We start from the raw sequence: 12077 nt of genomic DNA on the forward strand, positions 1-12077 counted from the left end.
ACCGTGAAGATCCTTCGCACTATCTTGTGGGTTCTGGCCGCGCTCGGTTTCCTGATCTTCGCGATCTACAACTGGCGGCCTGTTGAGCTGACGCTGTGGCAGAACCTCGTGCTCGAAACCAAGGTGCCGGTGCTGGCGGCGCTCGCTTTCATCGCCGGTTTCGTGCCGATGTGGGTGCTGCATCGCAGCGTGGTGTGGAGCCAGAACCGTCGGATCCGCGCGCTGGAAACCTCGCTGCAGAACGCTGCGATGGCACGCCAGCGCGACACGCACGTGCCCGTGGTTCCGGCGGTGGATGGCCCTGTGGATAAGCCCGGCACAAAACCGGTAGAAACGGCCGATCCTCTCGGCCCCAGCGATTATGGCGCAGACGGAAGCGGAAAATGAGCAACCCCATCTATCTGGCACTCGACGTGCCCGGCCTGGAACCTGCCAAGGCGCTGGTTGAAAAGGTCCGTTCGCATATCGGCGGCGTGAAGCTGGGCCTTGAATTCTTCTGCGCCCACGGCGCGCACGGCGTGCATGAAATTGCGCATCTGGGCCTGCCGATCTTTCTCGACCTCAAGTTCCACGACATCCCCAATACCGTCGCCAAGGCGATGCAGGCGATCCACGTCTATGAACCCGCCATCGTCACCGTCCACGCTAGCGGCGGTCGCGCGATGATGGAGGATGCCAAGGCTGCCGCCGCCGAAGGGTGCAAGGTCGTCGCCGTCACGATGCTCACCAGCCTGGATACGGCGGACCTTGCCGCCACCGGCGTCTATGGCAGCGCCGAAACGCAAGTGATGCGGCTTGCGGAACTCGCGCACGAAGCGGGGTTGGATGGGATCGTGTGTTCGGGCCAGGAAGTCGCCATGGTGCGCAAGGCATGGAAGGATGGCTTTTTCGTCGTACCCGGCCTGCGCCCCACCGGCGCCAAGAACGGCGGTGGGACCGGCGATCAGAAGCGCGTCGTCACCCCGCGGCAGGCGCGTGACAATGGGGCCAGCGTTTTGGTCATCGGTCGGCCCATCGCTCGCGCAGAAGACCCGGAGGCAGCGGCGCGCGCGATCGAGGCGACGCTTTGATCCGCTTCCTTGCGGCGTCCCAGGTGGATGCCCCTGCCCTCAAAGCCCTGCTTGAAGCGACCTATCGCGGCGATTCGGCGCGGCGTGGGTGGAACCATGAGGCGGATATCCTCGATGACGAGCGTGTCGCGCCGGGTGAGGTAGAGGCGCTGCTGGCCGATCCCGCCGTCACAATTCTGAGCGCGCATGATGGTGAAGCGCCAATCGGCTGCGTCGCCGTGACGGTGAAAGATGCCGCGCTCGCCTATCTCGGGATGTTGTGCGTTCAGCCCGCCCTGCAATCGACAGGGGTCGGGCGGCAATTGCTTAATGCGGCGGAGGATCATGCCCGCGGCCTTGGCATCTCGGCGATGGAAATGACCGTAATCGACAGCCGGACAAGTCTCATCGCGTGGTACGAACGGCGCGGTTATGTCCGCACGGGCGAGACCCGGCCTTTCCCGGTACTGCGCGATCCGCCGCTGACCTTTGCGGTGCTGGAAAAACCGCTCGGTCCGGCTTAAGGCAACGCGATGACTGCCACTCTCGTGAAAATCTGCGGGCTATCGACGCCCGAAACTCTGGCCGCCGCTGCCGAGGCGCGAGCGGATTATGTCGGCCTGGTCCATTTCGAAAAGAGTCCGCGTCACCTCAGCCTTGCACAAGCGGCGCGCCTGCGTGGATTGGTGCCGCCGACCGTCAAAGTCGTGCTGCTGGTCGTAAACCTTGCGGCCGCCGCGTTGGCCGAAGCGGTGCGTGAGGTGCGCCCGGACGTGGTGCAGTTTCACGGCGACGAGACCCCCGAAACGCTCGCCCGCTTCCGCGCTGAAACCGGGATCGAGGCCTGGTGCGCGCTGGGTGTTAAAGACGCGGACTCACTTGCCAGTGCGGCCCGCTTCCACGGCGCGGCAGACCGGCTTTTGTTCGATGCGCCTGCGAGCGGCCTTCCGGGCGGCAATGGGACGCGCTTCGATTGGGATTTGCTGCGCGCCTACAAAGCGCCGACGCCGTGGGGGCTGGCAGGCGGGCTTACCCCTGCCAACGTCGCCGACGCCATCCGGCTGACGGGCGCGCCGCTGGTGGACACCTCCTCGGGCGTGGAAAGCGCGCCGGGGATCAAGGACGTGGACAAAATCGCTGCCTTCTGCAAAGCGGTCCTTGTATGAACATCCCTATAAACACGCCCCTCAACTCCTTCCGCACGCAGCCCGATGAGCGCGGCCATTTCGGCCAGTTCGGTGGGCGCTATGTCGCTGAAACGCTGATGCCGCTGGTGCTTGATCTGGAGCGCGAATACCGCGCCGCGCAGGCTGATCCGGCGTTTGCGGCCGAGTTCGACGATCTGCTCGAACATTACGTCGGCCGCCCCAGCCCGCTCTATTTCGCGCCGAGGCTTACGGAAGAGCTTGGCGGCGCGCAGGTGTGGTTCAAGCGTGACGAGCTCAATCACACCGGCGCGCACAAGATCAACAATTGCATCGGGCAAATCCTGCTCGCGATCCGCATGGGCAAGACCCGCATCATCGCGGAAACCGGCGCGGGACAGCACGGCGTGGCAACCGCGACGGTCTGCGCGCGCTTCGGCCTGCCTTGCGTGATCTATATGGGCGCCGAAGACGTCGCGCGGCAATCGCCCAACGTGTTCCGCATGAAGCTGCTGGGCGCGGAGGTCATCCCCGTCACCAGCGGCGGCGCGACGCTGAAGGACGCGATGAACGAAGGCCTGCGCGATTGGGTCGCGAACGTCCACGATACATTTTACATCATCGGCACCGCCGCCGGGCCGCATCCGTACCCAGAAATGGTGCGCAATTTCCAGAGCGTGATCGGCAAGGAAGCGCGCGCGCAGATGCTGAGCCGCACCGGCCGCCTGCCCGATCTGCTGATCGCCTGCATCGGTGGCGGGTCGAATGCGCTGGGGCTGTTCCACCCGTTCCTCGACGATGCTGACGTGAAGATGCTCGGGGTCGAAGCGGCGGGGCATGGCCTCGACGGTGACGAACACGCCGCGAGCCTGCTCGGCGGATCGCCTGGCGTGCTCCACGGCAACCGCACGTATCTGTTGCAGGACGAAGACGGCCAGATCACCGAAGGCCACTCGATCAGCGCTGGCCTCGACTACCCCGGCATCGGGCCGGAACACGCGTGGCTGAAAGAATCGGGCCGCGTCGATTACACCGCCGTCACCGATGACGAGGCGCTGGAAGGTTTCAAGCTTCTGTGCCGCACCGAAGGCATCATCCCCGCGCTGGAGCCTGCTCACGCGATTGCAGCGGTGGCCAAGGTCGCGCCGACCATGCCCAAAGACAGCATCGTGTTGATGAATCTGTGCGGGCGCGGCGATAAGGACATCTTCACCGTGGCGGAGAAGCTGGGAGTGGAGCTTTGATCTTTGCTATTTTGTCAGGGTTGGCGCGAATTTTTTCTGTCTTTGGGTTTGTAGCTTACATCGGTTCTCCATTCATGGATTGGTTATTTGGCAATGGCTGGGAAGTCGAAATGCGGGCTTATGTGCGCGCAACTTTTGCAAGCATGGGAATGCTTATTTTTGAAGTGAAAAGATTTCGTCGGGCTTTGCCATCTAAGAGACTTGGGAACCGATGACCCGCCTTTCCTCAACCTTCGCCGCCCCCCGCCCAGCGCTCGTCTGCTTCATTACCGCAGGCGATGGCGACACGGCGGCCAATCTCGATGCGCTGGTCGAAGGCGGCGCGGATGTGATCGAACTCGGCATGCCCTTCACCGATCCGATGGCCGATGGCCCCGCGATCCAGAGCGCCAATCTGCGCAGCCTCGGCGCGGGCACGACCACGGCGGACGTGCTGCGCTACGCGACCGAATTCCGCACACGCCACCCCGATATTCCGCTGGTACTGATGGGCTATGCCAACCCGATGGTTCGGCGCGGGCCGGAGTGGTTTGCGCAGGCTGCGGCTGATGCTGGCGTTGACGGCGTGATCTGCGTCGACATCCCGCCCGAGGAAGACGACGCGCTCGGCCCGGCGCTGCGCGCTGCTGGCATCGCTCCGATCCGCCTCGCCACACCGACCACCGATGCGGCGCGCCTGCCGCAGGTGCTCGAAGGATCGGCAGGGTTTATCTATTACGTTTCGGTCGCAGGGATCACTGGCAAGCAGCAGGCGGTGCAGGCCAGCATCGAGGAAGCCGTGGCGCGGCTCAAGCAATCGACCGATCTGCCGATTGCCGTCGGCTTCGGCGTGCGCACGCCCGAACAGGCCGCTGCCATTGCCCGCGTGGCAGATGGCGTGGTCGTCGGCTCGGCGCTGGTGGAAATCTGCGGCGAATATGGCGCTCAGGCTCCGGCCAAGCTAAGGGAACTCACAGCGGCCCTCGCAACGGCCGTCCACGCCGCCCGACAGGAGCATGCGCAATGAGCTGGTTGACCCGTGTCCGCAATTCGCTGGGCTTTACCTCCGAGCAGAAGACCACCACAGAAAAGGACCTGTGGATCAAGTGTCCTTCGTGCCAGGAAATGCTGTTTGTCGCCGAATATGAGAACAACCTCAGCGTCTGTCCAAAATGCGATCATCACGGCCGCATCGGCGCGGATGCGCGGTTGGCGTTGCTGCTCGACCCCGGTTTTGAGCTGCTGCCCCTGCCAAAGGTGACCGAAGATCCACTGGGCTTCAAGGATACCAAGAAATACACGGACAGGCTGAAAGCCGCGCGCGCTGCGAATCCGCATGAGGACGCTTTCGTGGTAGGCTCGGGCACGATCGACACCCGGCCTGCCGTGGTCGGCGTGCAGGATTTCAGCTTCATGGGCGGGTCCATGGGCATGGCCGTGGGGCAGGCGTTCTGCGAAGGCGCGCAAAAGGCGCTCGATCGCCATTGCGCTTATGTCGTGGTGACCGCGGCAGGCGGTGCGCGGATGCAGGAGGGCATCCTGTCGCTGATGCAGATGCCGCGCGCGACCGTGATGACCCGGCGGCTGAAGCAGGCGGGGCTGCCCTACATCGTGGTGCTATCCGATCCCACCACCGGCGGCGTGACCGCAAGTTACGCCATGCTCGGCGACATCCATATCGCGGAACCCGGCGCCCTGATCGGCTTTGCCGGCCAGCGCGTGATTCAGGACACGATCCGCGAACAGCTGCCCGAAGGCTTCCAGCGCGCCGAGTATCTGCACAAGCACGGCATGGTCGATATGGTCGTCCCCCGCCGCGACCTGCGGGCAACCTTGGCGATCGTGCTGGATTATCTCGCTCCGGTAAAGGCGGCGTAACGCGCCGATGCGTGACTTCGGTCGGTCGGACGACCCGCGCGTTCAGGCGCAGCTTGATCGGCTTTCCGCGCTGAGCCTGCCGCAAGGGCGGCTAGGGCTGGAGACAATCCGCGCCCTGATGGACCGCCTCGGCAGTCCGCATCGCAAGTTGCCACCGGTATTCCACGTGGCGGGCACCAACGGCAAGGGTTCCACCTGCGCGTTCCTGCGCGCAATCCTGGAGGCGCAAGGGTACAGGGTTCATGTTACGACCTCGCCGCATCTGGTGCGCTACAACGAGCGTATCCGGCTGGCGGGGGAGCTGATCTCGGACGAGGCCCTGGCAGCCGTGCTGGCCGAAGTGCTGGATGCGGGCGAGGATTTGGGCCCCAGCTTTTTCGAAATCACCATCGCCGCCGCGTTCCTCGCCTTCAGCCGCACGCCAGCCGATGCCTGCGTGATTGAAGTCGGCATGGGCGGGCGCTTCGATGCCACCAACGTGCTGGAGCCCGAGGCGCTGGCGGCCTGCGGGATTGCCGCCTTGGGCCTCGATCACGAACGCTTCCTGCTCGCGCCTGAGGACGGGGTGCCCACGGAACCAATGGCGCGGATTGCGTTCGAGAAGGCAGGGGTTGCGAAGCGGGGTGTGCCGCTGATTGCCATGGATAACGGCAAGGAGGCCAATCGCGAGATAGCGCTCATGGCAGAGCGTCTTGGCGCCGACCTCCTTGCCCACAACAAGGATTGGTACATCGGTGCGCATAACGGGGTTTTCGAAGACAAACGCGGCAACTTGGACCTTCCTGCGCCTTCGCTGATTGGCGGACACCAGATGACCAACGCTGGCCTCGCTGTAGCGATGCTGCGTGCGCAGACCCGCATTGCTGTGTCTGGCGATGCGATCTTGGCAGGGGTCCGGAACGCAAACTGGCCCGCCCGGATGCAGCGCATGGGTGATGGGCCGCTGACCGCGCTCGTCGCGGATCAGACAGTCTGGCTCGATGGCGGCCACAACCCCAGCGCGGGTGCGGTGATTGCCGCACATTTCGACGGGCCACTGCATCTCATCCTCGGCATGATCGAAGGCAAAGACCCGCGCGCAATCATCGATCCGCTGGGCGAGCGCGTGCGAACGCTGACCGTTGTTCCTGTGCCGGGGCATGAATGCCATCCGGCCAGTGCCTTCGGACCAAGCGCAGGGGCTGCAGGCAATCTGGGGGAGGCACTGCTTGGCGTCCCTTCGGACGATTTGCCCATCCTTATCGCAGGCTCGCTTTATCTTGCGGGCGAAGTGCTGCGGCTGAACGACGAACTGCCTGATTAGGCAGTTTGCCCGCTCTCGTGTTGGAGACACATGAGACACTGTCCAGAAACAGAAAAGCTCTCGCCGCGTCAGTTCGGTTCTAATATCGGCAACACTAGGGCGAAGGTTGCTTGTCACGCTGGCAAGGTGACTGTGCCAGCGGAAGTAGGAAAGTCCTGCCAAACCACAGCCGCAGGCCAATCGGTCACACCCGCGCAGGCGCCGGAAGAGGCGCGCTTGGGCTCCCGTCTGAGCGGGCGTGCCGCCACCATTCCAACGCGCACAGCACAACGGCCACCACTCCGATCAGCGCGGTGAAGATAAAGACGAAGTAATAGCCGCGATCCTCAATCATCTGGCCCAGCGCGCCGCGCCCTAAAGTTCCGATCAGGAGCGTCAACGAAGTGAGCAGCGCAAACTGCACCGCCGCATAGCGCTTGGCCACGATACTGGAGAGCCACGCAATATAGGCAGCCCCGGCGATTCCGATGGCAAGGTTTTCCCAGAAGATCGTGAAGGCGAGCCGCGCCAGTCCCTCCGAAGGCGGCGCGGCAACAAAGAACAGCGGGGCAAGCCCGGTCGCCGTCATGTTGACCAGCCAGGTGAAACCGATGGCATCACTTGCTGCCTGCATCATCGCTCCGCCTTGCGCCAGATCGGCGTAGAGCAGGTTCGTCGCGGCAGCGATGATCGCCCCCAAGGTGAGCATGAACATGCGCCCGAACACGGTGATCAGCCACCCACCCAGCGCAAGCCCGACCAGGATCGCGAAAATGCCGAGGATCTTTGAAGCGAACGCGACTTCCTCGCCCGTATATCCCAACTCGCCAAGGTAGAAGGGGTAGGCAAACACGCCCCAGACGGAGTCAGTGATCCGGTAGGTCAGCACCAGCGCAAGGACCAGCATCAGGGACCAGCCCATCCGGTTAACGAATTCGACCAGCGGCAGCACCAGAGCGCGGTACAGGTGGTCGGTAAACTTCACCCTGTGATCTGCAAGGCCGCCCGGCGATGCCGCGATGACATTTGCGCCATCATGTTTCTGTTTCACAACCCACGCAGCAATAAAGGCCGGCAACACGATCGTCGCCAGCACAATCAGCGGTCCGTATGTGGTCGTGAAAATCGTCACATCAGGACGCGTCTCGGGACTTTCGGTCATCGACCGGACCATGAAAATGATCACAGTTGCGATAGCCCACGTCCATAGCAGGCCAACCGCCAGCAACGCGCGGTTACGCACCTTTACGGTCACTTCCCCGACATTGTAGAGTTCGGCCACTTCATCATGATTATGCGCGGTGTTGGCCACGCGGTCTTCGGTGACGTGGGCATCAGGTGCAAACAGGCCAGCGATCCCGATGGCCAGCATAAATCCACCAAACATGACATAGACGAAGGGCCAGCCGTATCGGTCAGCCATGATCAAACCAATCGCGCCGCCCACCAGTGACGCTAGGCGGAACCCCATCTGGGTAATGGTCGACAAAATGTCGATCGTCGCCACTTCGTCAGCGACGTCGATCCGCCATGCGTTGATCGCAATATCCTGCGTGGCGCTGGCAAAGGCACCGATGGCCGCCAGCAGGCTGAAGGAGGCGAGGGCATTCTTGGGATCGAGAAAGCTCATCACCACCAATACGATCCCGATCACAAGCTGCATCGGTGCGATCCACTGCTTGCGCTTGCCCAGCCGCCGCAAAACCGGAATATCGACCTTGTCGAGCAAAGGTGACCACAGAAACTGGAACGCATAGGCCAAGCCGACGAGCGAGAAGACCCCCATCGTTTCCAGATCAACCTCAGCCTCGGATAGCCACGCATAAAGCGTGCCCAAAAACAGCGCAGGCGGCAATCCTTGCGCAAAGCCAAACAAAACCATGTAACCCGTTTTCGGGCTTCGCAGCGCGCCGATCAGCGTCCGCCAACCCGGCTTGGCCATCACATTAGTATCCTCGGCCATGCACTAGCGTCCTTCCCGTTGGCGCCAAATTCTGCGACACTAGCCGCGCGGCAGAGGTTTGGGGAAGAGAGCATGAACTTTAGGGAAACCACTGTCCCCACATTGCGCCCCACACCGGGTCAATTGGCGCTTGCGGAAGCGATCCGGGATGGCCACGCCAAGGTTGCGGGCGCCATTCAGACGGTGCCGGCCAGCAATTATACCTGCCCCGAACACTTTGCCCGCGAAAAAACTGCGCTGTTCGACCGTCTCCCGCAGGTGCTCTGCCCCTCCGCGCTGCTGCCCGAGCCCGGCATGGCGGTGCCACATGACGCCACCGGCCGACCGCTCTTGATAACCCGCGACACCCAGGGGCACGCCCGCGTCTTCCTCAACGTCTGCCGCCACCGTGGCACGCGGCTGGTCGAAGGCAACCAGGCACAATGCGCCAAGCGGCTGGTGTGTCCCTATCATGCCTGGACCTACCGGCTTGATGGCGGATTGTTGGCCCTTCCCCGGCCCGAAACCTTTCCGGGGCTGGACAAGGCCGATTACGGGCTGGTCGAACTCCCCAGCCTTGAGGCCGGTGGGCTGATCTGGTTTGCGCCGGATGAGAGCGCCGATTTCAGCGATGCCCGGAAATTGGGCAGCGATCTCGACAGTTTCGGCCTTGGCGCCGCCCATTTGTTCCGGCGCAAGACGCACGCGGTAAAAGGCAACTGGAAGCTCATCATGGATGCCTTCCTGGAAAGCTATCACGTGACACGGCTTCACGCCGGCACCATTGGCCCGTTCTTCAAGGACGGGATCACCGCAGGCGACCAGATTGGGCCCCACCAGCGCTCCGCCGTCGGTCGGCTAGAGGAAATGGAGCAGGTCGATCTGACCGACATGGCGGCGCTGCGGCGGGTGGTGACGTTCGCTTATCAGCTTCTCCCTGCGACCATCATTGTCCCCAGTCCCGATTACGTGAACGTGATGGTGCTGATGCCGCAGGCGGCCGACGTGACGCTGGTCGAGGACTTCATGATGATCCCCGCAGCCCCTGTGACCGAGAAGGCGCTGGCGCATTGGGAGAAAAGCTGGAACTTGCTCGACGGCGAAGTCTTCGCGTCGGAAGATTTCCGTGCGGCAGAACTTGGCCAGCAGGGGCTTTCATCAGGAGCGATCGCCCATCTCACGCTCGGCACGCTGGAAGGCGGGATTGCGCGGTTTGACCAGATCGTGCGCGAAGCCTTGGAAGCGGCGTCACAAGGCGTGTGATCGCTGGTCGCATTTCCTGAAGAAATGCTCTAGGCGCGCGCCATGCCGACCCTGCCCCCCCGCTCCGAAACCCGTCCCGAAGGCGACCGCATTGCCAAGCTGCTGGCGCGCGCCGGTATCGCCAGCCGCCGCGAGATCGAACGCATGATCACAGAAGGCCGCGTGGCGCTGGATGGCAAGGTGCTCGACACCCCGGCGACAATTCTTGCGAGCCTCAAGGGTGTGACGGTGGATGGCAACCCGGTTGCCGCCGCCGAAGCCACCCGCCTGTTCGCCTTTCACAAGCCCACCGGTCTGATCACGGCAGAACGCGATCCAACCGGCCGCCCGACGATTTACACCGCGCTGCGCAATGCCCTGCCCAGCGATACGCCGCGGCTGATGCCGGTCGGCAGGCTTGATCTCAACACCGAAGGCCTGTTGCTGCTCACAAATGATGGCGGGTTGAAGCGCACGATGGAATTGCCCGCCACCAATGTGCCGCGCACCTACCGCGCCCGTGCCTTTGGCGCGGTGACACAGAGCCAGCTGGAAGATCTGATGGACGGGGTCGAGATCGACGGGATGCGCTATGGTTCGATCAATGCGAACCTTGAACGTTCGTCAGGCCGCAATCTGTGGATCGAATTGACGATCACGGAAGGCAAGAACCGCGAGGTGCGCCGAATACTTGAATATCTGGGCCTGCAGGTCAATCGGCTGATCCGCACCGGGTATGGCCCGTTCAACATCGGTGATCTGCCGCGCGGCCAGGCGGTGGAATTGCTTGGGAAGCCGGTGGCGCATTTCATTTCGGAAATGACCGGCGCGCCGATCCCGCGTGGGGGCGTGAAAAAGGCCGAAAAGGTCGTAATCGCCGCGGCCAATCCACCGCGCCCCGCCCGCCCGCAGTCCCGCAACGGCCCAACTGCGCGCCCTGCAAAACCTGAAGCTGCCAAAGCCACGACGTTTGCCCGCAAGGATGGCGAAGCCGCGAAGGGCGCTCCGCGTAGAGGATCGGTAGCTTCGCCTGCCCCGCGCAAGGATCGGGAGACCTTGACGAATGCGCCGCGCAAAGGCGCTGGCGGCCCCGGTGCACCGCGCTCTGGCCCCCGTTCAGGCACAGGTTCGCGCAAGCGTCCGCCCGCCACGCGCGGAAACACCCCACCACGAGCGCCGCGCAAATGAGGATCATTGCAGGCGAATGGCGCGGGCGAAAGCTGATCGCGCCCAAGGGCGAAAGCACGCGGCCAACGGCAGATCGCGCGCGCGAAACCTTGTTCGCAATGCTGACCAGCCGATTGGGCGATTTTGAGGGGTTGCAGGTTGCCGATCTGTTTGCAGGGTCCGGCGCCTTGGGCCTTGAAGCCCTGTCACGAGGTGCCGCGCATTGCCTGTTCGTGGAACAGGACCGCCCAGCAGTGGACGTGATTCGAACCAATGTGACAGCACTGGGCGCTGGGGCCAGGTCACGCGTCGAAGCGGCGTCCGTCATGCAATTGCGGGCTGCGCAGCGTCCGCTTGATCTGATCCTTGCCGATCCGCCCTACCAATCGGGCGCGGGCGAAGTTGCACTCGATCGCCTGCTGCGCCTGGGGTGGATCGGTCCCGAAACATGGATTGCTGTCGAGACGAGCTTCAAGGAAGATTTTAGCGTAAAAGGTCTGAAGCTTGAGGCAGAACGCCGGGTCGGCAAGGGCAAACTGAGCTTGTTGAAGCTCGGCGCACCTGATGCCGACCCGAAAATCGCTGAAGCCGAAGCCTAGCTGCTCATCTCTGCAAGCTTCGTTTTAATCTGAGCCCAAGCGGACTCCTGCTGGGCTTCGGTAAGCTTGGGAAGCGCCGCCTTGTCGTCATCAGTCAGACGCCAGAACATCTCCTGGCGGTCTTCGCTCAACGACCAGTAGTAATTCTGGGTCTCGGGCGTCCAAGCCTGATACGAGGCCTGCTTTTCAGCTGGCCATTCCTGCATCATCGCCATCTGCTCAGGCGTCGGTTCCGGAGCGGACGCGGGAGCCGCAGTTGCAGGCGGCGGCGTCTCAGTCGGCATCGGCGGCGGCGTGGTGCCGGGCATTGAAGGCGCCGTGGTGTCATCCATCGGCGGCATCGACGCATCGCCGGTCGGCGGCGTGGACGTTCCCGGCACCGGCTCAGGCATGGTTTGATCTTGCGCGCCAGCGATTGCCGGGGTCGCGGCGAGCGCCAAAGCAGCTACCGAAAGACCGAACGTGTTGAAATACTTGGTCATGAATATCTCCATTTCATTTTTGGCCAGACCAGACGAACGCATCAAAATGTGAGGCAATTGTTTCCCTA

14 protein-coding genes are annotated in these 12077 nt (G+C 63.1%); 12 read left to right on the forward strand and 2 right to left on the reverse strand.

Features of this window, described 5'->3' with window-relative positions; translation table 11 throughout:
* Positions 1–3 precede the first annotated feature (3 nt).
* Genes ACRANW_RS11550 through ACRANW_RS11590 form a run of 9 tightly spaced genes read left to right on the forward strand, consistent with a single transcriptional unit; the run spans position 4 to position 6598 of the window.
* Positions 4–387: a LapA family protein gene (locus ACRANW_RS11550; RefSeq protein WP_479431929.1), complete on the forward strand. Its 384-nt coding sequence runs from the start codon at positions 4–6 to the stop codon at positions 385–387.
* Positions 384–1070, forward strand: coding sequence for an orotidine-5'-phosphate decarboxylase (gene pyrF, locus ACRANW_RS11555; protein ID WP_479431930.1), 687 nt, complete (start codon positions 384–386; stop codon positions 1068–1070). Before ACRANW_RS11550 ends, pyrF begins: the two co-directional genes overlap by 4 nt.
* Before the next feature lie 23 nt (positions 1071–1093).
* A complete protein-coding gene (locus tag ACRANW_RS11560) occupies positions 1094–1573 on the forward strand; it encodes a GNAT family N-acetyltransferase (RefSeq protein WP_479431931.1) in 480 nt (159 codons plus the stop codon).
* A 9-nt stretch (positions 1574–1582) separates the two neighbouring features.
* Positions 1583–2215, forward strand: a complete 633-nt coding sequence (locus ACRANW_RS11565; protein ID WP_479431932.1) for a phosphoribosylanthranilate isomerase — start codon at positions 1583–1585, stop codon at positions 2213–2215.
* Complete coding sequence (gene trpB / locus ACRANW_RS11570; protein WP_479431933.1) at positions 2212–3438, forward strand: tryptophan synthase subunit beta; 1227 nt, start codon at positions 2212–2214, stop codon at positions 3436–3438. The genes ACRANW_RS11565 and trpB overlap by 4 nt, the downstream gene beginning before the upstream one ends.
* A complete protein-coding gene (locus tag ACRANW_RS11575) occupies positions 3435–3653 on the forward strand; it encodes a hypothetical protein (RefSeq protein WP_479431934.1) in 219 nt (72 codons plus the stop codon). The genes trpB and ACRANW_RS11575 overlap by 4 nt, the downstream gene beginning before the upstream one ends.
* Entirely contained in the window at positions 3650–4444 is a 795-nt protein-coding gene (trpA, locus tag ACRANW_RS11580; RefSeq protein WP_479431935.1) for a tryptophan synthase subunit alpha, read from the forward strand. The genes ACRANW_RS11575 and trpA overlap by 4 nt, the downstream gene beginning before the upstream one ends.
* Entirely contained in the window at positions 4441–5295 is an 855-nt protein-coding gene (gene accD, locus ACRANW_RS11585) for an acetyl-CoA carboxylase, carboxyltransferase subunit beta (protein WP_479431936.1), read from the forward strand. Before trpA ends, accD begins: the two co-directional genes overlap by 4 nt.
* Positions 5296–5302: 7 nt before the next feature.
* A complete protein-coding gene (locus tag ACRANW_RS11590; protein ID WP_479431937.1) occupies positions 5303–6598 on the forward strand; it encodes a bifunctional folylpolyglutamate synthase/dihydrofolate synthase in 1296 nt (431 codons plus the stop codon).
* Positions 6599–6782: 184 nt separating this feature from the next.
* Here the strand turns inward: ACRANW_RS11590 and ACRANW_RS11595 are convergent, their stop codons facing one another.
* Entirely contained in the window at positions 6783–8540 is a 1758-nt protein-coding gene (locus tag ACRANW_RS11595; protein WP_479431938.1) for an AmpG family muropeptide MFS transporter, read from the reverse strand.
* A gap of 72 nt (positions 8541–8612) precedes the next feature.
* Between ACRANW_RS11595 and ACRANW_RS11600 the strand changes: the two genes are divergently transcribed.
* From ACRANW_RS11600 to rsmD, 3 genes are read left to right on the forward strand one after another with little or no spacing between them, the layout of a single operon-like run.
* Positions 8613–9782 (forward strand): aromatic ring-hydroxylating oxygenase subunit alpha, encoded by a 1170-nt coding sequence (locus ACRANW_RS11600; RefSeq protein ID WP_479431939.1) that lies wholly within the window; start codon positions 8613–8615, stop codon positions 9780–9782.
* Positions 9783–9824: 42 nt separating this feature from the next.
* Entirely contained in the window at positions 9825–10949 is a 1125-nt protein-coding gene (locus tag ACRANW_RS11605) for a pseudouridine synthase (protein WP_479431940.1), read from the forward strand.
* Positions 10946–11527, forward strand: coding sequence for a 16S rRNA (guanine(966)-N(2))-methyltransferase RsmD (rsmD, locus tag ACRANW_RS11610; protein ID WP_479431941.1), 582 nt, complete (start codon positions 10946–10948; stop codon positions 11525–11527). The genes ACRANW_RS11605 and rsmD overlap by 4 nt, the downstream gene beginning before the upstream one ends.
* Here rsmD and ACRANW_RS11615 read toward each other — a convergent pair.
* Positions 11524–12009, reverse strand: coding sequence for a hypothetical protein (locus ACRANW_RS11615; RefSeq protein ID WP_479431942.1), 486 nt, complete (start codon positions 12007–12009; stop codon positions 11524–11526). The genes rsmD and ACRANW_RS11615 overlap by 4 nt on opposite strands.
* Positions 12010–12077 lie beyond the last annotated feature (68 nt).

Source organism: Erythrobacter sp. 'gip.4 top 5', from assembly GCF_056495765.1.

Excerpts from the sequence above, each read along its gene's own strand:
- pyrF (WP_479431930.1), top strand. The coding sequence starts at position 384 with ATGAGCAACCCCATCTATCTGGCACTCGACGTGCCCGGCCTGGAACCT.
- ACRANW_RS11565 (WP_479431932.1), top strand. The coding sequence starts at position 1,583 with ATGACTGCCACTCTCGTGAAAATCTGCGGGCTATCGACGCCCGAAACT.
- trpB (WP_479431933.1), top strand. The coding sequence starts at position 2,212 with ATGAACATCCCTATAAACACGCCCCTCAACTCCTTCCGCACGCAGCCC.
- trpA (WP_479431935.1), top strand. The coding sequence starts at position 3,650 with ATGACCCGCCTTTCCTCAACCTTCGCCGCCCCCCGCCCAGCGCTCGTC.
- accD (WP_479431936.1), top strand. The coding sequence starts at position 4,441 with ATGAGCTGGTTGACCCGTGTCCGCAATTCGCTGGGCTTTACCTCCGAG.
- ACRANW_RS11590 (WP_479431937.1), top strand. The coding sequence starts at position 5,303 with ATGCGTGACTTCGGTCGGTCGGACGACCCGCGCGTTCAGGCGCAGCTT.
- ACRANW_RS11595 (WP_479431938.1), bottom strand. The coding sequence starts at position 8,540 with ATGGCCGAGGATACTAATGTGATGGCCAAGCCGGGTTGGCGGACGCTG.
- ACRANW_RS11600 (WP_479431939.1), top strand. The coding sequence starts at position 8,613 with ATGAACTTTAGGGAAACCACTGTCCCCACATTGCGCCCCACACCGGGT.
- ACRANW_RS11605 (WP_479431940.1), top strand. The coding sequence starts at position 9,825 with ATGCCGACCCTGCCCCCCCGCTCCGAAACCCGTCCCGAAGGCGACCGC.
- rsmD (WP_479431941.1), top strand. The coding sequence starts at position 10,946 with ATGAGGATCATTGCAGGCGAATGGCGCGGGCGAAAGCTGATCGCGCCC.
- ACRANW_RS11615 (WP_479431942.1), bottom strand. The coding sequence starts at position 12,009 with ATGACCAAGTATTTCAACACGTTCGGTCTTTCGGTAGCTGCTTTGGCG.